Raw genomic sequence first — 23,263 nt, forward strand, 5'->3', positions numbered from 1 at the left:
AAGAACTCCTAACGCACACGAATGCGCGGATCCAGTAGTGCATTGAGCACATCGGCAAGTAAGGTCAGGACGATATATATCACTGCAATCAGCAGCACCACGGCCTGTACCACCGGAAAATCATCACGAGCAATAGCGTCCCACGCTAATTGCCCGATCCCTTGCAGGGAAAAGACAGTTTCGATAACAACCGAGCCACCTAACATGAAGCCGAACTCCACGGCCGCCAAAGCAACCACGGGTATCAAGGCATTACGCAGTGCGTGCTTGAACAATACGCGAGCGGGGCGCAACCCTTTGGCGCGTGCCGTGCGGATGTAATCGGAATTGAGTACATCCAGCATGCCCGCACGGGTCAAACGCATGATTGCTGGCGTCGCGTAATAGCCCAGGGCAATGGCTGGCAACACGAAGTGCAGCAGTGTCGAATTGCCCGAAACCGGGACCCACTTCAGGGTTACCGCGAAGACCACTATCAGCATCAGGGCAAACCAGAAACTTGGCATCGCCTGGCCCATCACGGCAATGCTTAACGCCAGCCGATCAACCCAGGTATCGCGCTTTACAGCCGCCAGTACACCAAGCGGTATGGCCACTATCAGCGCAATAGCCAGAGCCATGGCGCCCAAGCCAAGGGTGATCGGTAATCGGCTGGCCACCAGGTTATACACCGACTCCTGAAAGAAAAAAGAGTCACCAAGGTCCAGGCGCAACAAATCCCCCAGCCAATTGAAGTACTGCGTAACCAAGGGCTTGTCCAAACCATACTGCACGCGAATCTGTTCAATTTGCTCACTGCTGGCTTCCGGCCCGCCAATCGCTGTTGCCAGGTCGCCAGAGAGGTGCAGCAGAGAAAAGCTCACGACTGACACGGTTATCGCAACACACAGGGCGATCGCAAGCCGACGCAAAAGAAATGCAACCATGGCAAGTTCCCTCATAATCACTGACACGCGCTTCGGCTCATGTACCCGCTGCACAAGAGCCGCCCGTTACTTACCACTCACTTCCAGCTGGATAGTGCGAAGCGCGGTAATTCATCCGGGTATGGCGTAAACACCAGGTCAGTGTTATAGGCGTAGTTCATCGAATAGCTGAACAACGGTGCCCAATAGGCTTGCTCGCTGATGCGCTGTAATGCTTTGCGGTAGTTATCCTTGCGCACCTGCGCGTCAGCATCACTGTCGGCTGTTTGCAGCCAGCCCTGTACAACAGGGTCCTTGATATTGTCGTCCGGGTTGCCTTTGAACCAGGTGCCTGTCGAAGCCGAACTATCAAGAATCGAGAACGAGCCCCACGCCTGGAACGCCATTGGCACCTTGCCACTGCGTTGCTGATCGCGAAGTGCTGCATACTTCAAATAGCGTAGTTTGGCGTTGATACCGACCGCACGGAGGTTGCCGATTACGGCTTCGACGTAATCACGATCACGATACGCATAAATTTCCGTTTCGAAGCCATTTGGATAACCTGCTTGCGCCAGCAGCGCTTTAGCCTTGGCCGGGTCATAGGTATAGACGTTGGCCGCTGTCGTATCGCAACCAAACTGTTGTGGGTAGCACGCCACTTGCAAAGGCTTGGACTGGCCGCCCACCAATTGTGAAGCCAGCGCATCACGATTGATGGCGTGGTTGATGGCCTGCCTGACCTTCAGGTTTTTCATGGGCGAGTTTTCAGACGACGTGCCCCGAGCATCCAGGATCAAAAAACCGATGCGCATGGTCTCGCCGCTGGTCACTTTCAGGCTTGGGATGGTTTGAAGGTTTACGGCCTGGTCCGGTGCAACACGCCAGGCCCAGTCGATACCTCCCGTCATGAGCTCTGCAAGGCGGGTTTCCGCGTCCGGGATCACTCGGAACTTGAGGTGCTTGATGTGCGGCTTACCTTGCGGGCTGCCGTCAAAGTACGCCTCGTTCAAGGCCATGGTGACGCCTTCACCCGCCACTACGGATACCGCTTTGTAAGGCCCCGTTCCAATCGGCTTGCGGCTGAACTCGGCCAGCCCCACGCTTTCAAGATAGTGTTTCGGGAGAATCGGCACCGCGTTGGACAAATACTCCAATGCCGGGGGGAAGGATTTTTTCATGTGCAGACGAACGCTGTGTTCGCCCACTTTTTCGGCGCTTTTTATCCAGTCAACGTTTTGCACGGTGACAATTTTTGCTTCGGGCGAAACCACATAATTAAGTGTGAATACGACATCATCCGCCGTCAGTGCATCGCCATTGTGAAATTTCACACCTTGGCGAATATCGAAGTCGATGGTGGTCTCATCCACCTGTTTCCAGGCGCTGGCCAACATTGGCTTATACTCGCCACTGTCGGGATCACGGTAAATCAGGTTATCCCAAATCAGCCGACTGAGAATCACCCCTTCTCGCAAATCATTGTGATAAGGGCTGATGTTTTCGGGTTCACTGTCGGAAGCATAGACCAGCGTATCACTGGATTTGTCGGCGTATACCGAGTGACTGTTGACGAGCCCCAACAACGCAATACTGCAGACGAAACCTTTAATGCCCATGCCGTCGTCTCCGCTGGCGAGATTGATTAATCAAAGGGCAGTCATATGCAAGCGTTACAAACAGACGGCTTTATTAATTATTATTAGCAATCAATAGCAGGGCCTCACGGCACTACCTAAGTACTTTCATGTTGGCGCACTGCGTGCCCGCGCGCGAGGCGCTTCACGTGCTCGACTGCATCAATGACCGATCGCTCGGCCCTGGCGCCGCGAGCAATGGAGTACGTCATGGGTTGCCCAACCATGCCCTGTGTCGGGCAACTTCTTGCCAACACGCGGTTGGCCATTAACGAACGGGGGTCGTCACTAACCTGCACCTGCAACACGTTATCATGTGCCGCCGCCTCATCATCAACTTGCATGAGCGCGATATTGGCAAAACAACTAAAACTGTGGTGCAGCAGTTCAATATGCTCACTGCCTACGCCAAAGGCTATCACCACAACACGGGTCAACCCCGAAGGCGCCCTTACCCACCTTACGGGTTTACCACTCACATCACACCCAAGGCTCACCGACATTGCCTATCTGACTTCATCCTTGAGTTCCCTCCAGGTGGTGATCGTCGCTAAAGCACACAGCGCTCCAGCAATACGTTTTTAACCAACGCCCGCACCATCGACAGCACCCCTTCAACCTGATTGTCCATGGCGTTATTTGAACCCATCGTTTCCCTTAACTTGACCACGCGCAATGAGTGCCCGCGCACTGAACCCAACCAACTTAGGCTGGGTTCCGGCCCGACTTCGACATCCAGCAAATAGCTGCCTTTGGATACGCCCCGTAACAGATGGCTGGCATAAGATGGCGAGGCCGACGTTTCAAACGTTTGGCCGCTACCCTGCAACCAGTCCAGCATGAGCGTATTGGACTGCGTGACCACCAGGTAGCCAACTTCATCCCAGTGTTCAATTGCCAAGTGCAATTTGTCGATCATGTACTTGGGCAACGCCGCACTGGTCACAATGATCACTCCAGCGTCTGATGAAGGCTCCTTGACCCAAACTGCAGATTGCGCTGCTGCATGCATGGCGGTTCTCCTGGCATGTCCTAAAGTGAGAGCGGTTTTATAAGCAACCTTGGTGCCGACTGCACCCGCCGGCCCGCCCCCACTCGCGCTCACCCCTTGCTCATGCCTGCCATCAACCGTTACGGAACAGGAAGCTGTAGGCATTCAACGCTGGTGCCCCACCCAGGTGCGCATACAGAACTTTGGAACCCTCCGGGAACTCACCCCGACGCACCATTTCAATCATCCCGTGCATCGACTTGCCTTCATATACGGGGTCGGTCAATACCCCCTCAAGGCTGCCACACAGGCGAATGGCTTCAAGGGTGCCTTCGTTAGGCAGGCCATACTCCGGATACGCAAAGCGGGTGTCGAGAACTACGTCCTCTTCGGTGATTTCACGCCCCAGGTCCACCAACTCGGCAGTGTGACGAGCAATACGCAAAATTTGTTTTTTGGTCTGTTCCGGTTTGGCGGACGCATCCACACCAATGACATTCTTTGAGCGACCGTCAGCAGCAAAACCCACCACCATTCCAGCCTGGGTACTGCCCGTCACCGAGCACACGACGATGTAGTCGAACTTGAAGCCAAGTTCTTTCTCTTGTTGTCGAACTTCCTCGGCAAAACCAACGAACCCAAGGCCGCCATAAGGGTGCTCAGAGCAACCCGCCGGAATCGGGAACGGCTTGCCTCCCTGCTCCTTGACATCACTCATGGCCTTTTCCCAACTCGGCCGGATGCCGATGTCAAAGCCGGCAGCATCAAGCCGCACATCCGCGCCCATGATTCGCGACATTTCGATGTTACCGACCCGGTCGTACACGGCATCCGAGTAATTGACCCAGTTTTCCTGCACCAACACACACTTCATGCCCAGATGCGCGGCAACGGCGGCAACTTGGCGAGTCTGGTTTGACTGGATGCCGCCAATCGAGACAAGCGTATCGCAACCTTGATCAAGGGCTTCTGGAATCAGGTATTCAAGTTTGCGTGTCTTGTTCCCACCAAACGCCAAACCGCTGTTGCAGTCTTCGCGCTTGGCATAGAGCTCGACTTTGCCACCCAAGTGCGCACTCAGGCGCTTCAAGGGCGTAATGGGGGAAGGGCCGAAGGTCAAAGGGTAACGTTTGAAGCGTTCTAGATTCATGGCACCGATCCTCACAAGGGGTAAGTATCCAAGCCCATCCACGGGCTCCGGTGATTCCATGTTAAGAAAAAACCCCAAAAAAAGGGTTGCAAATATTTGCCAATAATACTTAGTTTATTTCCTATCAAAATCCTTATGCTTATCTTTATTTCGTGGAAATCGACATGAGCACAATAAATAAACACTCGACAGTCACCGCACAGCCTGCAGACCCCGTACAGCTTGACCGGACAGACCGGGCAATCCTCAAGACACTGCAGCGGGATGCATCAATCTCGAATGTAATGCTTGCCGAACGCGTAAAGCTGAGCCCCCCGGCATGCCTGAGGCGCGTCGACCGGCTCAAACAAGCCGGCTTGATCAAGGGGATCGTTGCGTTGCTGGATACCGAGGCGCTGGATGCGGGGATGGCGGTGCTGATCGGCGTTGTGCTGGACCGCTCCACACCGGAATCATTCGCAGCTTTTGAAGCGGCAGCCCAGAAGGTATCCGGCTGTATGGAATGCCATGTCGTAACCGGCGAATTCGACTACTTCATGCTGATTCGGACCAAGGACAACCAGAGCTTTAACCGGCTGCATGCCGAACAATTGCTGTATTTGCCCGGGGTCAGGCAGATACGTTCGTTCATGGGGTTACGCCAGGTGCTGTCCACACCTCACATTCCCGTGCCTTGAGCAACTCATCTGGCAAGGCGGTTGCTGCTCAGGCACATGTGGCGAATGAACATGTAACACAATGATAACCACCATTGGCCCCCTGGGCGTGCACACCCGTGGAACTCGTTGCCTCCTTCCCGCATAATCCCGCGACTGACATTCGAACGGAGAAGTTGGGGAGGCCTGTGACCCCCAATGCACACAATGACCTACACGCTCTACGGCATCAAAGCGTGCGACACCATGAAAAAGGCACGCACCTGGCTCGACGACCAAGCCGTCGCCTACGCCTTTCACGATTACAAGGCACAAGGCATCGACCGTGACAGCCTGAACCGCTGGTGTGACGAACACGGTTGGGAAGTCATCCTCAACCGCGCCGGCACCACCTTCCGCAAGCTCGACGACGCCAGCAAGGCCGACCTCGACAAGGCCAAGGCCGTCGAGTTGATGCTGGCCCAGCCGTCGATGATCAAACGCCCGGTGCTCGACCTCGGCACTCGTACCCTGGTGGGCTTCAAGCCCGACCTGTACGCCGCCGCACTGGCTTGAGCCCTCTTCCCCTATTTCGTACGAGGTAATCACATGTCCAATACCCTGTTCAGCCTGGCCTTCGGTGTCGGCTCCCAGAACCGCCAGGGCGCCTGGCTGGAAGTGTTCTACGCCCAACCACTGCTCAACCCGAGCGCCGAACTGCTGGCTGCCGTCGCGCCGATCCTCGGCTATGAAGGCGGCAACCAGGCCATTGCGTTCACCAACGCCCAGGCCGCGCAACTGGCTGAGGCCGTAAAAGGCGTGGACGCCGCGCAAGCTGCCCTGCTGACCCGTTTGGCCGAAAGCCACAAGCCGCTGGTCGCCACCGTGCTGGCTGAAGACGCTGCGCTGACCTCGACCCCCGAGGCCTACCTGAAGCTGCACCTGCTGTCGCACCGCCTGGTCAAGCCACACGGCGTCAGCCTGGCGGGTATCTTCCCGCTGCTGCCGAACGTTGCCTGGACCAACCAGGGCGCCGTCGACCTGAGCGAACTGGCCGAACTGCAACTGGAAGCACGCCTGAAGGGCGAGCTGCTGGAAGTGTTCTCGGTGGACAAGTTCCCGAAAATGACCGACTACGTGGTCCCGGCCGGCGTACGCATTGCCGACACCGCCCGTGTGCGCCTGGGCGCCTACATCGGCGAAGGCACCACCATCATGCACGAAGGCTTCGTCAACTTTAACGCTGGCACCGAAGGCCCGGGCATGATCGAAGGCCGCGTTTCCGCTGGCGTATTCGTGGGCAAGGGTTCGGACCTGGGCGGCGGCTGCTCGACCATGGGCACCCTGTCCGGTGGCGGCAACATCGTCATCAAGGTTGGCGAAGGCTGCCTGATCGGCGCCAACGCCGGTATCGGCATCCCGCTGGGCGACCGCAACACCGTTGAAGCCGGCCTGTACATCACCGCCGGCACCAAGGTGAACCTGCTGGACGAGAACAACGAGCTGGTCAAAGTGGTCAAGGCCCGTGACCTGGCCGGCCAGACCGACCTGCTGTTCCGCCGCAACTCGCTGAACGGCGCCGTGGAGTGCAAAACCCACAAGTCGGCCATCGAGCTGAACGAGGCACTGCACGCCCACAACTGAGAACGCCTTACGGGTTCGAAGTGATAAGATCGGGGCTGGCGCACACACGCCAGCCCCGATTTTCATTCCAGGCCCCGCAAACATGTTCCAGCCCTCCCCCTGGCGTGCCGACTTCCCCGCCATCGACGCCCTGCAACGGCAGCACCAGACCTACCTGGACAGCGCCGCCACCACCCAGAAGCCCAAAGCCCTGCTTGACGCCCTGAGCCACTATTACGGCCACGGCGCCGCCAACGTGCACCGTGCCCAGCACTTGCCCGGCGCGCTGGCGACCCAGGCGTTCGAGGCCAGCCGAGATAAAGTCGCTGCCTGGCTCAATGCCGCCGAATCGCAGCAGATCGTGTTCACCCACGGCGCTACCTCGGCCTTGAACCTGCTGGCTTATGGCCTGGAGCACCGCTTCGAAGCAGGCGACGAGATTGCACTCAGCGCCCTGGAACACCACGCCAACCTGCTGCCGTGGCAGCAACTCGCCCAACGGCGCAACCTGCGCCTGGTGGTATTGCCGCTGGATGAACATGGCCGGATCGACCTGGACCAGGCGCTGCAACTGATTGGCCCGCGCACCCGCGTACTGGCGGTCAGCCAGCTCTCCAATGTGCTTGGCACCTGGCAACCGCTGCCCGCCCTGTTGGCTCACGCCCGGGCGCAAGGGGCGCTGACCGTGGTGGACGGTGCTCAGGGCGTGGTGCATGGTCGCCATGACGTGCAGCAACTGGGTTGTGATTTCTATGTGTTTTCCAGCCACAAGCTGTATGGCCCGGATGGGGTCGGCGTGCTGTATGGCCAGCGCCAGGCACTGGCGATGCTGCGCCATTGGCAATACGGCGGCGAGATGGTGCAGGTAGCCGACTACCAAAGTGCAAGCTTTCGCCCGGTGCCGCTGGGTTTCGAAGCAGGCACCCCGCCGATCGCCAGTGTAATCGGCCTGGGCGCTACCCTGGATTACCTGGCCAGCCTTGACGCCCATGCCGTGCAAGCCCATGAAAACAGCCTGCACCAACACCTGCTGCGCGGCCTCGGCGACCGTGAAGGGGTGCGCGTGCTGGGTACACCGCAGGCTGCGTTGGCCAGCTTCGTCATCGAAGGCGTGCACAACGCCGACATCGCCCACATGCTGACTGAACAGGGCATTGCCGTACGTGCAGGCCATCATTGTGCGATGCCGCTGCTCAGTGGGCTGGGGCTTGACGGTGCAATACGGGTTTCGCTTGGCCTGTACAACGACAGTGACGACTTGCAACGGTTCTTCGCTGCGCTGGACCAGGGCCTGGAGTTGCTGCGATGAGCTTGCCGGTTCAAGCCCAGGAGGCATTGGCCAGCTTCGAGCAGGCGCACGGCTGGGAGCAGCGCGCACGGCTGTTGATGCAATGGGGTGATCGCCTGGAGCCGATGAGCGACGCACAGAAAAGCGATGCGAATCGCGTGCATGGCTGCGAAAGCCTGGTGTGGCTGGTGGCCGAGCAAACCGGCGATACATGGCAGTTCAAGGCCGCTAGCGACGCGCGGCTGTTGCGCGGCTTGCTGGCACTACTGCTGGTGCGGGTGCAAGGGTTGCCCGGCAGTGAACTGGCCGGGCTGGACTTGCGCGAGTGGTTTACCCAACTGGGGCTGGAGCGGCAGTTGTCACCCTCGCGCAGCAACGGATTGCATGCAGTTTTACTGCGAATGGCGCAACTGACAGGTTGATACCTGTAGGAGCGGATTTATCCGCGATGCAGCCGACGCGGTGAATGGCACCGGCCTTGCCGGTGTTCGCGGCTGAAGCCGCTCCTACACCCGTTCCGAAGGCCGCCGCGCGCCTGCCACCAGTTTCTCGATCGCCTTGCTCGCCGCCACCATGCCGAAGGTGGCGGTCACCATCATCACCGCGCCAAACCCGCCCGCGCAGTCCAGGCGCACGCCTTCACCAACAAAGCTTTTTTGCAGGCAAACGCTGCCATCACCCTTGGGGTAACGCAGCTGCTCGCTGGAGAACACACAAGGGACACCATAGTTACGGCTGACATTGCGCGAGAAGTTGTAGTCGCGGCGCAGGGTCGAGCGCACCCGTGAAGCCAGCGGGTCGTTGAACGTCTTGTTGAGGTCGCCGATCTGGATCTGCGTCGGGTCGATCTGCCCGCCCGCGCCACCGGTGGTGACGATGGTGATTTTGCGCCGCTTGCACCAGGCGATCAGTGCGGCCTTGGCCATCACGCTGTCGATGCAGTCGACCACCGCGTCAAGCTGTTCGGTGATGTACTCGGCCATGGTGTCGCGCGTCACAAAGTCCGCCACTGCGTGAACCACGCACACCGGGTTGATCGCCCGCAGGCGCTCGGCCATCACCTCGACCTTCGGCCGACCCACCTGCCCTTCCAGCGCATGGGCCTGGCGGTTGGTGTTGCTGACGCACACGTCATCCAGGTCGAACAGGGTGATCTCGCCCACGCCACTGCGCGCCAGGGCTTCTGCCACCCACGAGCCAACCCCGCCAATGCCGACGACCGCCACATGGGCCTGGCTCAGGCGCTGCAGGCCGTCATCGCCGTACAACCGGGCAACGCCGGCAAAGCGTGGATCTTCTGTGCTCATCAATCGTACCCCTGTAAACCGGCGCGCATTATAGGCCAGCCACCCTGCTGACCTCCATCGTTAGGAAATTGCCTACGCATGCTGCTTTAATGTCCTACCACCCAGACAGAAACGGACCACAATGTCTTCTCGCAAATTCGGCCTCAACCTGGTGGTGGTCCTGGCCATCGCCGCGCTGTTCACCGGGTTCTGGGCGCTGATCAACCGCCCGGTTTCAGCGCCTGCCTGGCCGGAGCAGATCTCCGGCTTCTCGTATTCACCCTTCCGCCTGGGTGAAAGCCCACAAAAGGGCCAGTACCCCAGCGATGACGAGATGCGCCAGGATCTGGAGCAGATGAACAAGCTGACCGACAGCATCCGTATCTACACCGTCGAGGGCACTCAGGCCGAGATCCCACGGCTGGCTGAAGAGTTTGGCTTGCGCGTGACGCTGGGTATCTGGATCAGCAAGGACCTGGAGCGCAACGAACGCGAGATAGCCAAGGCCATCGAACTGGCCAATAGCGCGCGCAGCGTGGTGCGCGTGGTGGTGGGCAACGAAGCGCTGTTCCGTGAAGAGGTCACGCCAGAGCAACTGATTGCCTACATCGACCGGGTACGCGCTGCCGTGAAAGTGCCAGTGACCACCAGTGAACAGTGGCACATCTGGAAGGAGCACCCGGAGCTGGGCAAGCACGTCGACCTGATTGCCGCGCACATCCTGCCCTACTGGGAATTCGTGCCCATGAAGGATTCGGTGCAGTTCGTGCTCGACCGGGCCCGTGAACTGCGGCATCAGTTTGCACGCAAACCGCTGTTGTTGTCTGAGGTCGGCTGGCCCAGCAACGGCCGCATGCGCGGCGGTGCCGATGCTACCCAGGCCGACCAGGCCATCTACTTGCGTACCCTGGTCAATACGCTGAACCGCCGGGGCTACAACTACTTCGTCATCGAAGCCTACGACCAGCCATGGAAGGCCAGCGACGAAGGCTCGGTAGGTGCCTATTGGGGCGTGTTCAACGCCGAGCGCCAGCAAAAATTCAACTTCGAGGGGCCAGTCGTGGCGATCCCGCAATGGCGCGCCCTGGCGGTGGCCTCGGTGGTGCTGGCGATGATCGCCCTGACCGTGCTGCTGATCGACGGCTCGGCGTTGCGCCAGCGTGGCCGTACCTTCCTCACCTTCATCACTTTCCTGTGCGGGTCGGTGCTGGTGTGGATCGCCTACGACTACAGCCAGCAATACAGCACCTGGTTCAGCCTCACCGTCGGGGTATTGTTGGCGCTGGGGGCACTTGGCGTATTCATCGTGCTGCTGACCGAAGCCCACGAACTGGCTGAGGCGGTGTGGATTCACAAGCGCCGGCGCGAATTCCTGCCCGTGCAGGGCGATGCCGCCTACCGGCCCAAGGTTTCGGTGCATGTGCCGTGTTACAACGAACCGCCCGAGATGGTCAAACAGACGCTCGACGCGCTGGCCGCGCTGGACTACCCCGACTACGAAGTGCTGGTGATCGACAACAACACCAAGGACCCGGCCGTATGGGAGCCGCTCAAGGCTCACTGCGAAAAGCTCGGCGAACGCTTCAAGTTCTTCCACGTCGCCCCGCTGGCCGGGTTCAAAGGTGGCGCGTTGAACTACCTGATCCCGCACACGGCAAAAGATGCCGAAGTGATTGCGGTGATCGACTCAGACTACTGCGTCGACCGCAACTGGCTCAAGCACATGGTGCCGCACTTCGCCGACCCGAAAATCGCCGTGGTGCAGTCACCGCAGGACTACCGCGACCAGCACGAAAGTGCCTTCAAGAAGCTGTGCTACAGCGAGTACAAGGGCTTTTTCCATATCGGCATGGTCACGCGCAACGATCGTGACGCGATCATCCAGCATGGCACCATGACCATGACCCGCCGCAGCGTGCTTGAGGAGCTTGGCTGGGCCGACTGGTGCATCTGCGAAGACGCCGAGCTGGGCCTGCGCGTGTTCGAGAAAGGCCTGTCGGCCGCCTATGCCCACAACAGCTACGGCAAGGGCCTGATGCCGGACACCTTCATCGACTTCAAGAAGCAGCGTTTCCGCTGGGCCTATGGCGCGATCCAGATCATCAAGCACCATGCTGCCGCCCTGCTGCGTGGCAAAGGCAGCGAGCTGACCCGAGGCCAGCGCTATCACTTCCTGGCCGGGTGGCTGCCGTGGATCGCCGACGGCATGAACATCTTCTTCACGGTCGGTGCGCTGCTGTGGTCGGCGGCGATGATCATCGTGCCGCACCGGGTCGACCCGCCGCTGATGATCTTTGCCATTCCGCCACTGGCATTGTTCTTCTTCAAGGTCGGCAAGATCGTGTTCCTGTACCGCCGGGCGGTTGGGGTCAACCTCAAGGATGCCTTCGCCGCAGCGTTGGCGGGGCTGGCGCTGTCGCACACCATTGCCAAGGCGGTGCTGTACGGGTTCTTCACCAGCAGCATGCCGTTCATTCGCACCCCCAAGCATGCCGACAGCCACGGGTTGTTGAAGGCGATTGCCGAAGCGCGGGAGGAATTGTTCATCATGCTGCTGCTGTGGGGCGCGGCGGCAGGGATTTACCTGGTGCAGGGGTTGCCGAGCAATGACATGCGCTTTTGGGTGGCGATGCTGCTGGTGCAATCGCTGCCTTATGTGGCGGCGTTGGTGATGGCATTCTTGTCGTCGCTGCCAAAGCCGGTGGAAAAGGCTGCTGAGCCGCAGCGGGCTTGAATTTGGCGGCGCGTTGCGCCCCTATCGCGACACAAGGCCGCTCCCACAGGGGCACTCACTCCCCTGTGGGAGCGGCCTTGTGTCGCGATAGGGCTGCAAAGCAGCCCCATCGGCCCCTCCGTTTGATATAAGATAACGGCCCTCAGTTTTCCGCCTCGCCTTGCCCCCGGAGTCCCCCCATGACGGCCCCAGCCGAGCTCTCGCCTACCCTTCAACTGGCCTGCGACCTGATCCGTCGCCCCTCGGTCACCCCTGTCGATGCCGACTGCCAGGCACAAATGATGAATCGCCTGGGCGCCGTGGGCTTCCAGCTCGAACCGATGCGCATCGAAGACGTCGACAATTTCTGGGCCACCCACGGCACCCAGAGCGGCCCGGTGCTGTGCTTTGCCGGCCACACCGACGTAGTGCCCACCGGCCCGGTGCAGCAATGGCAGCACGAACCGTTCGAAGCGCTGATCGATGCCGATGGCATGCTGTGCGGCCGCGGCGCCGCCGACATGAAAGGCAGCCTGGCGTCCATGGTGATCGCCAGCGAGCGCTTCGTGCAGGACTACCCGAATCACCGTGGCAAGGTCGCGTTCCTGATCACCAGCGACGAAGAGGGCCCGGCCCACCATGGCACCAAGGCTGTTGTAGAGCGCCTTAAAGCCCGTAACGAGCGCCTGGACTGGTGCATCGTCGGCGAACCTTCCAGCACCACCCTGCTCGGCGACGTGGTCAAGAACGGCCGCCGCGGCTCGCTCGGTGCCAAACTGACCGTGCGCGGCAAACAGGGCCACGTGGCCTACCCGCACCTGGCACGCAACCCGATCCACCTGGCCGCGCCGGCGCTGGCCGAACTGGCTGCCGAACACTGGGACGAAGGCAACGCGTTCTTCCCGCCGACCAGCTTCCAGATCTCCAACCTCAACTCCGGCACCGGCGCCACCAACGTGGTCCCGGGCGACCTGGTTGCGTTGTTCAACTTCCGCTTCTCCACCGAGTCGACCGTAGAAGGCCTGCAGGCGCGGGTGTCGGCGATCCTCGACAAACATGAACTGGACTGGTCGATCGACTGGGCGCTGTCGGGCCTGCCGTTCCTTACCGAGCCGGGCGAACTGCTCGACGCCGTGGCAGCCAGCATCAAGGGCGTTACCGGTCGCGAAACCCAGCCGTCCACCAGCGGCGGCACATCCGACGGGCGCTTCATTGCCACCATGGGCACCCAGGTGGTCGAACTCGGCCCGGTCAACGCCACCATCCACCAGGTGGACGAGCGGATTCTGGCCAGCGACCTCGACCTGCTGACCGAAATCTACTATCAAACCCTGGTGCGGTTGCTCGCCTGATGCTTGCCTGCCCTCTCTGCCAGGCCGCCCTGACGCGGCTCGACAACGGCGTGGTGTGCCCGGCAGGCCACCGCTTCGACCGCGCCCGCCAGGGTTACCTGAACCTGCTGCCGGTACAGCACAAAAACAGCCGTGACCCTGGCGACAACCAGGCGATGGTCGAAGCCCGTCGTGATTTTCTCGACGCTGGCCATTACGCCCCGGTGGCTCGCCGCCTGGCCGAGCTTGCCGCCGAGCGCAAGCCCGGCGCCTGGCTCGACATCGGCTGCGGCGAAGGCTATTACACCGCGCAAATCGCCCAGGCCTTGCCCCACGCCGAAGGCTTCGCCCTGGATATCTCGCGCGAAGCGGTGAAACGTGCCTGCCGTCGCGAGCCGTCAGTCACCTGGATGGTCGCCAGCATGGCCCGCGTGCCGCTGGCCGACGCCAGCTGCCAGTTCATCGCCAGCGTCTTCAGCCCGCTGGACTGGGCCGAGGCCAAGCGCCTGCTCAGCCCCGGCGGTGGGCTGATGCGGGTAGGCCCGACCAGCGGCCACCTGATGGAGCTGCGCGAAGTGCTTTACGATGAAGTGCGCCCGTACGCCGACGACAAGCACCTTGCCTTGGTGCCTGAAGGCATGGCCCACGCCCACAGCGAAGTCCTGGAGTTTCGCCTGAGCCTGGCCGACCCCAAGGCCCGCGCCGACCTGCTGGCCATGACCCCGCACGGCTGGCGTGCCAGCGCCGAGAAGCGCGCGCGGGTGATCGACCAGCCCGAGCCGTTCGAGGTCACCGTTTCCATGCGTTATGACTATTTCGTGCGCCAAGACTGAGCATTCCGGAGCCCTTATGCGCCAACCTGATATCGAGATTTACCTGAAGGACGCCGACGTCGACCACAAGCAGATTGCCGACTGGCTCGCCCAGGCGATCGGCCCGTGCAGCGAGTGGAAGCAGAAAGGCCAGACATTCAAATGCCAGGCCGGTAACATTCCGGTGACGTGGTTACCCAAAGCTGTAGGGAAATGGAACAGCCTGTACCTGGAAAGCGACCAGACCCCATGGGCCGATGACGTTGCCTGCGCCCGCGCCGCATTTGCCGCGCTGAACGTCGAAGTGCGTTGCGCGCCGGGTGGCTGGGTGGAGGAAGACGGTGAGGAAGATGCCGACCGTTGGGTGCGCATCAGCGCCGACGGTGAAGAAGAAATCACCTGGCGCACCAGCTGAAACACGAATGCTTCAGGCTGCAAGTCACACGGTCAACTTGCAGCTTGAGGCTTACCACATGAGGCTCAGAGCCCGACTACGTCCTCGGCTTGCAGGCCTTTCTGGCCCTGCACGCAGGCGTATTCCACCCGCTGCCCTTCGACCAGGGTACGATGCCCCTCACCGCGGATCGCCCGATAGTGGACGAAAACATCCGCACCACCTTCGCGCTGAATGAAGCCATAGCCCTTGGCATCGTTGAACCACTTTACATTCCCAGTCTCACGAGACGACATCTGAACTACTCCGGATTTTTATTGTGAAGATCGCCTTGTAGGCACAGGTTCACTCCCATGCCGACGCCGCTTGCCGAAATATCCTGCAAGTGGCAGGCCGAGTATATGACACAGAACAAAAAAAATTCATGACGGTCGTGGTTATTACCGTATTTTGCTGAACTTACGCAGATACGGCAGACTAAATGACTGCTATATCACTGAAAATCCTGTCCAGGGCACAACCCTCATGATCCGTTCCCCCCTGCGCCGCATGATCTTCGGCGCCCTGCGCCGCTTGATGTACGTGTGGGTGCGCTCCGAAACCATCAATCAGTCGTCGTTGAGCCTGAAGCTCGACCGCAGCCGCCCGGTGTTCTATGCCCTGCCCTCGCCGTCGCTCACCGACCTGGCCGTGATCGACCGCGAATGCACCAAGGCGGGGCTGCCGCGCCCGGTGTTGCCCGTGGCCGTGGGTGCGTTGCACGAACCTGCCGCGTTCTTCTACCTCACACCCGACCCGGACTGGCTCGGCCGCCAGGACAAGCGCGGCGCACCGCCCACACTGGAGCGCCTGGTCGCGGCGATCAGCCAGCATGCCGAAGAAGACGCCCAGATCATCCCGGTCAGCGTTTTCTGGGGCCAGACCCCGGCCAGTGAATCGAGCCCCTGGAAACTGCTGTTTGCCGACAGCTGGGCAGTGACCGGGCGTTTGCGCCGTTTGCTGACCGTACTGGTATTGGGGCGCAAAACCCGCGTGCAGTTCTCTGCGCCAATTCACCTGCGCGAGCTGGTGCAGCACAACAAGGGCCATGAGCGCACCGTACGCATGGCGCAACGCCTGATGCGCGTTCACTTTCGCAACCTCAAGACCGCCGTCATCGGCCCGGACATCTCCCACCGGCGCAACCTGGTCAAAGGGCTGGTCCACGCCCCGATGGTACGCCAGGCCATCGCCGAGGAAGCGCAACGGGAGAACATCCCCCAATCCAAGGCCGAAGCGCAGGCGCTGCGGTACGGCAACGAGATCGCCTCGGACTACACCTACACCGCCATCCGCTTCCTTGAAGTGGTGCTGAGCTGGTTCTGGAACAAGATCTACGACGGCATCAAGGTCAACCACATCGAGCAGGTGCAGGGCATCGCCCCGGGCCACGAAGTGATCTATGTGCCCTGCCACCGCAGCCATATCGACTACTTGCTGCTGTCGTACCTGCTGTTCCGCAATGGCCTCACCCCGCCGCACATCGCCGCTGGCATCAACCTGAACATGCCGGTGATCGGAGGCTTGCTGCGCCGTGGCGGCGCCTTCTTCATGCGCCGCACGTTCAAGGGCAACCCGTTGTACACCGCTGTGTTCAACGAGTACCTGCATACCCTCTTCACCAAAGGCTTCCCGGTGGAGTACTTCGTCGAAGGCGGGCGTTCGCGCACCGGGCGCATGTTGCAGCCACGCACCGGCATGCTGGCGATCACCTTGCGCAGCTTCCTGCGCTCTTCGCGCACACCGATCGTGTTCGTGCCCGTGTATATCGGTTATGAGCGGGTGCTGGAAGGCCGCACCTACCTGGGCGAATTGCGCGGGGCCAGCAAGAAGAAGGAGTCGATTTTCGACATCTTCAAGGTCATCGGTGCGCTGAAACAGCGCTTTGGCCAGGTCTACGTCAACTTCGGCGAGCCTATCCGTTTGGCCGGTTTCCTGGACGAACAGCAACCCGGCTGGCGCGAACAGCAGCTCGGCCCGCAGTTCCGCCCAGCCTGGCTCAACGATACCACTACCCGCCTGGGCGAAACCGTGGCCCGTCGCCTGAACGAGGCAGCAGCGGTGAACCCGGTCAACCTGGTGGCATTGGCCCTGCTCTCCACCAGCCGCCTTGCACTGGACGAACGCGCCCTGACCCGCGTACTCGACCTGTACCTGGCGCTGCTGCGCCAAGTGCCTTACTCCGAGCACACCACCCTGCCGGAAGGCGACGGGCCAGCACTGATCGAGCACGTAAAAGGCATGGCCCTGCTGGCAGAGCAAAAAGACGCCTTGGGCCGCATCCTGTACCTGGATGAAGCCAACGCTGTGCTGATGACCTACTACCGCAACAACGTGCTGCACATTTTTGCCCTGCCCGCACTGCTGGCGAGTTTCTTCCTCAGCAGCTCACGCATGAGCCGCGAGCTGCTCGGCCAGTATGTGCACGCGCTGTACCCATACCTGCAAGCCGAGCTGTTCCTGCGCTGGACGCCGGAGCAAATGGACGAGGTTATCGACCAGTGGCTGGCCGCTCTGGTAGAGCAGGGTTTGCTGCGCCACGAAAACGACCTCTACCTGCGCCCCGCCCCAAGTTCGCGGCAGTTCGTGTTGCTGACCCTGCTGGCCCGTGCCATCACCCAGACCTTGCAGCGCTTCTACATGGCCACGTCCTTGCTGCTGAACAGCGGCCAGCACACGCTCACTGCCGAAGAGCTGGAAGACCTCTGCGTGATGATGGCCCAGCGCCTGTCGATTCTGCATGGCCTGAACGCGCCGGAGTTCTTCGACAAGACCTTGTTCCGTCACTTCATCCAGACCCTGGTGGAGCAAGGCGTGCTGCGCCCGGGCAGCGACGGCAAGCTGGGTTACCACGACCGGCTCGGCGAACTGGCCGAAGGTGTGGCCAAGCGCGTGCTGTCTGCCGAGCTGCGCCTTTCGATCCGCCAGGTGGCCCTGCACCGTGAAGACTCACTGGCCACCGCAGCCATCTAAGGCTTCATCGTAAAAGAAAATCCGCTAAAGTCCGTGGGGTTGGCCACAAGCCAACGCCACGGACACCGGAGATTCCATGAAAAAGCTCTTTATGCTGTGTTGCGCATCCCTGCTCGCAGCCTGTTCCAGCCACACCCCGTCCAGCCAGGCCAGCCTGGAGGGCGAGGTCTATTACCTGCAGCGCATCGCCTTGCCACCGGCCGCCACGCTCAGCGTGGAGTTGCAGGACGTGTCGCTGATGGACGCCCCCGCCGTGACCCTGGCCCGCCAGGCCGGCCCGGTCAAAGGCAATGTGCCGCTGCCGTTCCACCTCAGCTACGACCCGGCCCAGGTCAAACCCGGCCACCGCTATGCGGTCAGTGCGCGCATTGAGCTGGACGGCAAGTTGCTGTTCATCAACACCGAGCACCACGGGGTCAAGCTGGACGGCACCGACCCGCAACCTGTGCGGGTCAAAGTCGATTCGGTTCGCTGATTCCCGCCAACACCTGTTCAAAAGGAATGCTTGATGATTCGCTCCTCCCTGCGCTTCACCACCCTGTGCGCCGGCCTGCTGCTGTCGGCCAGTGCCCTGGCCCTGTCGCTCGGCGACCTGAGCCAGAAAGACGCCACCGGCGGCCTCAAGGACGCCCTCACCCAAGGTGCCCAGTTGGCCGTGAAGCAACTGAGCACTCCGGGCGGCTTCAGCAACAACCCCGACGTGCGCATCGAACTGCCGGGCAACCTCGGCAAAGCGGCCAAGGCCATGAAAATGTTCGGCAAGGGTGATCAGGTCGACGCCCTGGAAACCAGCATGAACAAAGCCGCCGAAGCGGCCGTGCCGCAAGCCCAGGCGATTTTGGTGGATGCGGTGAAGAACATGAGCGTGACCGATGCCAAAGGCATCCTCAGCGGCGGTGACGACTCGGCTACCCAGTACCTGAACAAGAGCAGCCGCGAGCAGATCCGCGCCAAGTTCCTGCCCATCGTCAAGCAAGCCACCGACAAGGTGGGCGTGGCTCAGCAGTACAACGCGTTTGCAGGCCAGGCCAAAGGCCTTGGGCTGATCAAGGATGACGCCAACATCGAGAACTACGTGACCGAGAAGGCGCTGGACGGCCTGTTCGAGATGATTGCCAAGCAGGAACAGAGCATTCGTCAGAACCCTGCCGAAGCAGCTACCAGCCTGGCCAAGAAGGTGTTTGGGGCGCTTTGATGCCCAACGCTCCTACAGGAATAACGCGGCCCCGATCGCGAATGTCTTCAGCCTTTCTTCACCCTGAACCACGCCGCATACAACGCCGGCAAAAACAGCAACGTCAGCACCGTCGCCACGATCAACCCACCCATGATCGCCACCGCCATCGGCCCATAGAACACGCTACGCGACAGCGGAATCATCGCCAGCACCGCCGCCAACGCCGTCAGCACGATCGGCCGGAAGCGCCGCACCGTGGCCTCGATGATCGCCTGCCAGCGGTCCAGCCCCGACGCGATGTCCTGCTCGATCTGGTCCACCAGAATCACCGAGTTACGCATGATCATGCCCGCAAGGGCAATGGTCCCGAGCATGGCCACGAAACCGAACGGCTGGCGGAACACCAGCAGGAACAACGTCACGCCAATCAGCCCCAACGGCGCGGTAAGGAACACCATCACCGTGCGCGAGAAGCTGCGCAGCTGAATCATCAACAAACTAAGCACCACCACGATGAACAGTGGCATGCCCGCGTTGACGGACTTCTGCCCGCGCTCGGAGTCTTCCACCGTACCGCCCACTTCCAGCAGGTAGCCATCGGGCAGGTTGGCCTTGATCTCGCTCAGGGTCGGCTCGATCTGGCGAATCAGTGTGGCCGGTTGCTCCTTGTCGTAGATGTCAGCACGCACGGTCACGGTCGGCAGCCGGTTGCGGTGCCAGATGATGCCCTCTTCAAAGCCGTACTCAAGGGTCGCCACCTGGGACAGTGCCACGCTCTGGCCGTTGTCGGTCGGCAAGGCGAGGCTGGCGAGGTTACCCAGTTCGCTGCGTTCCTGTTGGGTACCGCGCAACAGGATTTCGATCAGCTCGTTGTCCTCGCGGTACTGGCTGACTGTGGTGCCTGTCAGCGAACTCTGCAGGAAGCTCGACAGGTGCGCCGTGCTCACGCCAAGGGCGCGGGCTCGATCCTGGTCGATTTCCAGGAACACCGCTTTGCTCGGCTCCTCCCAGTCCAGGTGCACGTTTACCACGTGTGGGTTTTCGCGAACCTTGTTCGCCACTTCACGGGCCAGGGCACGCGCCTTTTCGATGTGCTCGCCGGTGACGCGGAACTGCACCGGGTAGCCCACGGGTGGGCCGTTTTCCAGGCGGGTGACCCGGGCGCGCAGGTCAGGGAACTGCTGGTCCATGGTGTCGATCAGCCAACTGCGCAGGCGCTCGCGGTCTTCCATCGACTTGGCCAGCACCACGAACTGGGCAAAGCTGGCAGCAGGCAGTTGCTGGTCCAGCGGCAGGTAAAAGCGCGGCGAACCAGTGCCCACATATGCCACGTAGTTGTCGATGCCATCCTGCTGCTTGAGCAAGGCTTCGAGCTTTTTCACCCGTTCGGCGGTGTTGGCCAGCGAGGCGCCTTCAGCCAGCTTCAAGTCGACCATCAGCTCAGGCCGTCCGGACGCCGGGAAAAACTGCTGCGGCACGAAACGGAACAACAGGATGCTGCCTACAAACGCTGCGATGGTCAGCAGGATGACCGTTTTGCGTCGCCGCACACACCACTCCACCACCCGGCGCACCCGCTGGTAGAACGGCGTGGCATACGGGTCTGGCGCGTGCCCGTCGCGGCCATGGCGTGCGGCGTGCAACTTGGCAAGGTCTGGCAGCAAGCGTTCGCCCAGGTACGGCACGAATACCACCGCCGCGACCCAGGACGTCAGCAGCGCAATGGTCACCACCTGGAAAATCGACCGGGTGTACTCGCCCGTGCTCGACGCCGCCGTGGCAATGGGCAAAAAACCGGCCGCGGTAATCAACGTACCGGTGAGCATCGGGAAGGCCGTGCTGCTCCAGGCATAACTGGCAGCCTTGAGCCGGTCAAACCCCTGCTCCATCTTGATTGCCATCATTTCCACGGCAATGATGGCGTCGTCCACGAGCAAGCCCAGAGCCAGCACCAGCGCGCCCAGCGAGATCTTGTGCAGGCCGATGCCGAAGTAGTGCATGGCGGCGAAGGTCATGGCCAGCACCAGCGGGATGACCAACGCCACCACCAGGCCGGTGCGCAGGCCCAGGGAGAAGAAGCTCACCAGCAGCACGATGACCAGTGCCTCGACCAGCACCTGCACGAACTCGCCCACTCCAGCCTTCACTGCTGCCGGCTGGTCGGACACCTTGCGCAGCTCCATGCCGGCTGGCAGGTTGTGCGACAAGCGCTCGAACTCGCCCTCCAGCGCCTTGCCCAGCACCAGAATGTCACCGCCGTCCTTCATCGATACCGCAAGGCCAATGGCATCTTCGCCCATGAAGCGCATGCGCGGCGCGGGTGGGTCGTTGAAGCCGCGGTGCACGTCGGCCACGTCGCCAATGCGGAAGGTGCGGTCACCCACGCGGATGGGGAACTGACGGATCTGCTCGACACTGTCGAAACGCCCGCTGACCCGCAACTGCAGCCGCTCGCTGGGGGTTTCGAAGAACCCGGCGGTGCTCACCGCGTTCTGCTCGCGCAGCGCCTGCTGCACGGCCTCCAGCGGCACACCCAGGGTGGCCAGCTTGAGGTTGGACAGCTCGATCCAGATCTTCTCATCCTGCAGGCCGATCAGCTCCACCTTGCCCACATCCTTGACCCGCTGCAGCTGGATCTGGATGCGGTCGGCGTAATCCTTGAGCACGGCGTAGTCAAAACCGGCCCCGGTCAGCGCGTAGATATTGCCGAACGTGGTGCCGAACTCGTCGTTGAAGAACGGCCCCTGGATTTCCGGTGGCAGGGTATGGCGAATGTCGGCGACCTTCTTGCGGATCTGGTACCACAGCTCCGGGATGTCCTTGGAATGCAGCGAATCGCGGGCCATGAACGTGACTTGCGACTCGCCCGGCCGTGAGAACGAGACAATCTTCTCGTACTCGCCGGTTTCCATGAGTTTCTTCTCGATACGTTCGGTAACCTGGCGCGACACCTCTTCAGCCGTGGCCCCCGGCCACAGGGTGCGAATGACCATGGCCTTGAAGGTAAAGGGCGGGTCTTCGCTCTGGCCCAGCTTGGTGTAGGACATGGCGCCAATGGCGGCCAGCAGGATCATCAGGAACAGTACGATCTGGCGATTGCGCAGCGCCCAGGCGGAAAGGTTGAAACCCATCAGGACTTACTCCTTGGCCGTCAGGTTCACTACACGGTTGGTGCGGTCCACGGGCCGCACCTGCTGGCCCTCGCGCAGCACATGGCCACCGGCGGCAACCACCCAGTCACCCGCGTTCAGGCCCTCAAGCACCGGCACCGTTTCAGCACCATAAGCCCCCAGGCGCACCGCCGCCCGCTCCAGGCGGCTGTCCTGCGTTACCCGCCACACATAGGCCTGGCCGTTTTCCGCGGTAACCGCCGACAACGGCACCGCCAGCGGGATCACCCCGTCATGGGCAATGAACACACGGGCGCTCTGGCCCAGTTCGGCCGGCACTTTGGCCGAGGTGAAGGTGATACGCGCAGCGAAGGTACGCGATCGCGGGTCGGCGGCGGGCGACAACTCGCGAATGCGCCCCTGGAACCGTTCGTTGGGGTGCGACCACAGCTCGACGCTGACCGGCTGCCCCACGGCAAAGCGGGCGAACTGCTGCTCCGGCAGGCCGATGAGCACCTCGCGCTCGCCATCGGCGGCCAGGGTAAACACCGTCTGCCCCGCCGCCACCACTTGCCCGACCTCGACCTGACGCTTGGCGATCACGCCCGCCTGCGGCGAACGCAGCACGGCGTACTCGGCCTGGTTGCCGGCCACGTCGAATTCGGCCTTGGCCTGCTTCAGGCGGGCCAGGCCGGCGCGGTACAGGTTTTCGGCATTGTCGTACTGGGAGTGGCTGACCATCTGCTTGTCCAGCAGCTTCTGGTAGCGGTCACGTTCGGCGCGCACCAGTGCCAGGTTCGCCTCGGCGGCGGCCACCTGGGCACGGTTGGCTTCCAGTTGCAGGCGTACGTCCTGCGGGTCCAGTTCAGCCAGCGGTTGGTCGGCCTTGACCCGTTGCCCTTCCTCGACCAGCCGCTTGCTGACCTTGCCGGCGATGCGGAAGGCCAGGTCCGGCTCGAAGCGCGCACGCACTTCGCCCGGGTAGCTGTCGGCAGCAGCTTCAGCCGGCTGCGGCTGCACCACCAGCGCCGGGCGCGGCGCGGCGGGCGGGGCGGCTTCCTGGCCGCAGCCTGCCAGCAACAACGCAGCAGTGGCAGACAGGGCGAGGGTCAAGGCATGACGCAACATGATGAATCCTTTCGCGGTGTGCACAATTAATATTTATACTGGCGAGTATATTAAGTCAGGGAACCGATGCC

21 protein-coding genes are annotated in these 23,263 nt (G+C 61.4%); 12 read left to right on the plus strand and 9 right to left on the minus strand.

The genetic code is table 11. The features are described 5' to 3' along the window. Positions 1-8: 8 nt before the first annotated feature. The 5 genes from PVV54_RS20415 to PVV54_RS20435 form a co-directional block, all read right to left on the minus strand. On the minus strand, positions 9-926 hold the full coding sequence (locus PVV54_RS20415; RefSeq protein WP_274906970.1) for an ABC transporter permease: 918 nt from the start codon (positions 924-926) through the stop codon (positions 9-11). 77 nt (positions 927-1,003) lie between these two features. After that, a complete protein-coding gene (locus PVV54_RS20420) occupies positions 1,004-2,524 on the minus strand; it encodes an ABC transporter substrate-binding protein (protein ID WP_274906971.1) in 1,521 nt (506 codons plus the stop codon). A gap of 116 nt (positions 2,525-2,640) precedes the next feature. Beyond that, the gene (locus PVV54_RS20425) at positions 2,641-2,979 is read right to left on the minus strand and encodes a hypothetical protein (protein ID WP_274906972.1); all 339 of its coding nucleotides are present in this window, start codon (positions 2,977-2,979) and stop codon (positions 2,641-2,643) included. Positions 2,980-3,092: 113 nt separating this feature from the next. Further along, complete coding sequence (locus tag PVV54_RS20430; protein ID WP_274906973.1) at positions 3,093-3,554, minus strand: transketolase; 462 nt, start codon at positions 3,552-3,554, stop codon at positions 3,093-3,095. A 112-nt stretch (positions 3,555-3,666) separates the two neighbouring features. After that, the gene (locus tag PVV54_RS20435) at positions 3,667-4,683 is read right to left on the minus strand and encodes a 1-aminocyclopropane-1-carboxylate deaminase (protein ID WP_274906974.1); all 1,017 of its coding nucleotides are present in this window, start codon (positions 4,681-4,683) and stop codon (positions 3,667-3,669) included. Positions 4,684-4,847: 164 nt separating this feature from the next. Here PVV54_RS20435 and PVV54_RS20440 point away from each other — a divergent pair, with 164 nt between their 5' ends. The 5 genes from PVV54_RS20440 (at position 4,848) to PVV54_RS20460 (ending at position 8,651) form a co-directional block, all read left to right on the plus strand. Next, positions 4,848-5,360 carry an Lrp/AsnC family transcriptional regulator gene (locus PVV54_RS20440; RefSeq protein WP_274906975.1) on the plus strand — a complete coding sequence of 171 codons (513 nt, stop codon included), beginning with the start codon at positions 4,848-4,850 and terminating at the stop codon, positions 5,358-5,360. A gap of 186 nt (positions 5,361-5,546) precedes the next feature. After that, positions 5,547-5,894, plus strand: a complete 348-nt coding sequence (locus PVV54_RS20445; RefSeq protein ID WP_274910475.1) for an ArsC family reductase — start codon at positions 5,547-5,549, stop codon at positions 5,892-5,894. A gap of 33 nt (positions 5,895-5,927) precedes the next feature. Further along, positions 5,928-6,962, plus strand: a complete 1,035-nt coding sequence (gene dapD / locus PVV54_RS20450) for a 2,3,4,5-tetrahydropyridine-2,6-dicarboxylate N-succinyltransferase (protein ID WP_274906976.1) — start codon at positions 5,928-5,930, stop codon at positions 6,960-6,962. An 82-nt stretch (positions 6,963-7,044) separates the two neighbouring features. Beyond that, positions 7,045-8,250: a cysteine desulfurase gene (locus tag PVV54_RS20455; RefSeq protein WP_274906977.1), complete on the plus strand. Its 1,206-nt coding sequence runs from the start codon at positions 7,045-7,047 to the stop codon at positions 8,248-8,250. Next, positions 8,247-8,651: a SufE family protein gene (locus tag PVV54_RS20460; protein WP_274906978.1), complete on the plus strand. Its 405-nt coding sequence runs from the start codon at positions 8,247-8,249 to the stop codon at positions 8,649-8,651. Before PVV54_RS20455 ends, PVV54_RS20460 begins: the two co-directional genes overlap by 4 nt. A gap of 84 nt (positions 8,652-8,735) precedes the next feature. On the opposite strand, the gene tcdA is transcribed toward PVV54_RS20460, so the two are convergent. Next, positions 8,736-9,536: a tRNA cyclic N6-threonylcarbamoyladenosine(37) synthase TcdA gene (gene tcdA, locus PVV54_RS20465; protein WP_274906979.1), complete on the minus strand. Its 801-nt coding sequence runs from the start codon at positions 9,534-9,536 to the stop codon at positions 8,736-8,738. 121 nt (positions 9,537-9,657) lie between these two features. On the opposite strand from tcdA, the gene PVV54_RS20470 reads away from it, so the two are divergent. From PVV54_RS20470 to PVV54_RS20485, 4 genes are all read left to right on the plus strand, one after another. Then, a complete protein-coding gene (locus PVV54_RS20470; RefSeq protein WP_274906980.1) occupies positions 9,658-12,249 on the plus strand; it encodes a glycosyltransferase in 2,592 nt (863 codons plus the stop codon). Positions 12,250-12,428: 179 nt separating this feature from the next. Continuing rightward, on the plus strand, positions 12,429-13,580 hold the full coding sequence (gene dapE / locus PVV54_RS20475) for a succinyl-diaminopimelate desuccinylase (protein WP_274906981.1): 1,152 nt from the start codon (positions 12,429-12,431) through the stop codon (positions 13,578-13,580). Continuing rightward, positions 13,580-14,392 carry a putative RNA methyltransferase gene (locus PVV54_RS20480; protein WP_274906982.1) on the plus strand — a complete coding sequence of 271 codons (813 nt, stop codon included), beginning with the start codon at positions 13,580-13,582 and terminating at the stop codon, positions 14,390-14,392. Before dapE ends, PVV54_RS20480 begins: the two co-directional genes overlap by 1 nt. 16 nt (positions 14,393-14,408) lie before the next feature. Further along, positions 14,409-14,786 (plus strand): hypothetical protein, encoded by a 378-nt coding sequence (locus tag PVV54_RS20485; protein ID WP_274906983.1) that lies wholly within the window; start codon positions 14,409-14,411, stop codon positions 14,784-14,786. A gap of 65 nt (positions 14,787-14,851) precedes the next feature. On the opposite strand, the gene PVV54_RS20490 is transcribed toward PVV54_RS20485, so the two are convergent. Beyond that, complete coding sequence (locus PVV54_RS20490) at positions 14,852-15,061, minus strand: cold-shock protein (protein WP_003252255.1); 210 nt, start codon at positions 15,059-15,061, stop codon at positions 14,852-14,854. 229 nt (positions 15,062-15,290) lie between these two features. Here PVV54_RS20490 and plsB point away from each other — a divergent pair, with 229 nt between their 5' ends. The 3 genes from plsB (at position 15,291) to PVV54_RS20505 (ending at position 18,972) form a co-directional block, all read left to right on the plus strand. Then, positions 15,291-17,777: a glycerol-3-phosphate 1-O-acyltransferase PlsB gene (gene plsB, locus PVV54_RS20495; RefSeq protein WP_274906984.1), complete on the plus strand. Its 2,487-nt coding sequence runs from the start codon at positions 15,291-15,293 to the stop codon at positions 17,775-17,777. Positions 17,778-17,853: 76 nt separating this feature from the next. Then, complete coding sequence (locus PVV54_RS20500) at positions 17,854-18,252, plus strand: YbaY family lipoprotein (protein WP_274906985.1); 399 nt, start codon at positions 17,854-17,856, stop codon at positions 18,250-18,252. Positions 18,253-18,285: 33 nt separating this feature from the next. Next, complete coding sequence (locus tag PVV54_RS20505; RefSeq protein WP_274906986.1) at positions 18,286-18,972, plus strand: DUF4197 domain-containing protein; 687 nt, start codon at positions 18,286-18,288, stop codon at positions 18,970-18,972. 47 nt (positions 18,973-19,019) lie between these two features. Here the strand turns inward: PVV54_RS20505 and PVV54_RS20510 are convergent, their stop codons facing one another. Next, positions 19,020-22,085 carry an efflux RND transporter permease subunit gene (locus tag PVV54_RS20510; RefSeq protein WP_274906987.1) on the minus strand — a complete coding sequence of 1,022 codons (3,066 nt, stop codon included), beginning with the start codon at positions 22,083-22,085 and terminating at the stop codon, positions 19,020-19,022. 6 nt (positions 22,086-22,091) lie between these two features. Continuing rightward, the gene (locus tag PVV54_RS20515; protein WP_274906988.1) at positions 22,092-23,192 is read right to left on the minus strand and encodes an efflux RND transporter periplasmic adaptor subunit; all 1,101 of its coding nucleotides are present in this window, start codon (positions 23,190-23,192) and stop codon (positions 22,092-22,094) included. Positions 23,193-23,263 lie beyond the last annotated feature (71 nt).

It is taken from the genome of Pseudomonas sp. PSKL.D1 (assembly GCF_028898945.1).
In the GTDB taxonomy this organism is placed as follows: Bacteria; Pseudomonadota; Gammaproteobacteria; order Pseudomonadales; family Pseudomonadaceae; genus Aquipseudomonas.

Coding starts and splice junctions, on each gene's coding strand:
- PVV54_RS20415 (WP_274906970.1), bottom strand. CDS start 926: ATGGTTGCATTTCTTTTGCGTCGGCTTGCGATCGCCCTGTGTGTTGCG.
- dapE (WP_274906981.1), top strand. CDS start 12,429: ATGACGGCCCCAGCCGAGCTCTCGCCTACCCTTCAACTGGCCTGCGAC.
- PVV54_RS20515 (WP_274906988.1), bottom strand. CDS start 23,192: ATGTTGCGTCATGCCTTGACCCTCGCCCTGTCTGCCACTGCTGCGTTG.
- PVV54_RS20445 (WP_274910475.1), top strand. CDS start 5,547: ATGACCTACACGCTCTACGGCATCAAAGCGTGCGACACCATGAAAAAG.
- PVV54_RS20510 (WP_274906987.1), bottom strand. CDS start 22,085: ATGGGTTTCAACCTTTCCGCCTGGGCGCTGCGCAATCGCCAGATCGTA.
- PVV54_RS20485 (WP_274906983.1), top strand. CDS start 14,409: ATGCGCCAACCTGATATCGAGATTTACCTGAAGGACGCCGACGTCGAC.
- PVV54_RS20455 (WP_274906977.1), top strand. CDS start 7,045: ATGTTCCAGCCCTCCCCCTGGCGTGCCGACTTCCCCGCCATCGACGCC.
- PVV54_RS20435 (WP_274906974.1), bottom strand. CDS start 4,683: ATGAATCTAGAACGCTTCAAACGTTACCCTTTGACCTTCGGCCCTTCC.
- PVV54_RS20470 (WP_274906980.1), top strand. CDS start 9,658: ATGTCTTCTCGCAAATTCGGCCTCAACCTGGTGGTGGTCCTGGCCATC.
- PVV54_RS20430 (WP_274906973.1), bottom strand. CDS start 3,554: ATGCATGCAGCAGCGCAATCTGCAGTTTGGGTCAAGGAGCCTTCATCA.
- dapD (WP_274906976.1), top strand. CDS start 5,928: ATGTCCAATACCCTGTTCAGCCTGGCCTTCGGTGTCGGCTCCCAGAAC.
- PVV54_RS20440 (WP_274906975.1), top strand. CDS start 4,848: ATGAGCACAATAAATAAACACTCGACAGTCACCGCACAGCCTGCAGAC.
- PVV54_RS20505 (WP_274906986.1), top strand. CDS start 18,286: ATGATTCGCTCCTCCCTGCGCTTCACCACCCTGTGCGCCGGCCTGCTG.
- PVV54_RS20480 (WP_274906982.1), top strand. CDS start 13,580: ATGCTTGCCTGCCCTCTCTGCCAGGCCGCCCTGACGCGGCTCGACAAC.
- PVV54_RS20420 (WP_274906971.1), bottom strand. CDS start 2,524: ATGGGCATTAAAGGTTTCGTCTGCAGTATTGCGTTGTTGGGGCTCGTC.
- plsB (WP_274906984.1), top strand. CDS start 15,291: ATGATCCGTTCCCCCCTGCGCCGCATGATCTTCGGCGCCCTGCGCCGC.
- PVV54_RS20500 (WP_274906985.1), top strand. CDS start 17,854: ATGAAAAAGCTCTTTATGCTGTGTTGCGCATCCCTGCTCGCAGCCTGT.
- PVV54_RS20460 (WP_274906978.1), top strand. CDS start 8,247: ATGAGCTTGCCGGTTCAAGCCCAGGAGGCATTGGCCAGCTTCGAGCAG.
- PVV54_RS20490 (WP_003252255.1), bottom strand. CDS start 15,061: ATGTCGTCTCGTGAGACTGGGAATGTAAAGTGGTTCAACGATGCCAAG.
- tcdA (WP_274906979.1), bottom strand. CDS start 9,536: ATGAGCACAGAAGATCCACGCTTTGCCGGCGTTGCCCGGTTGTACGGC.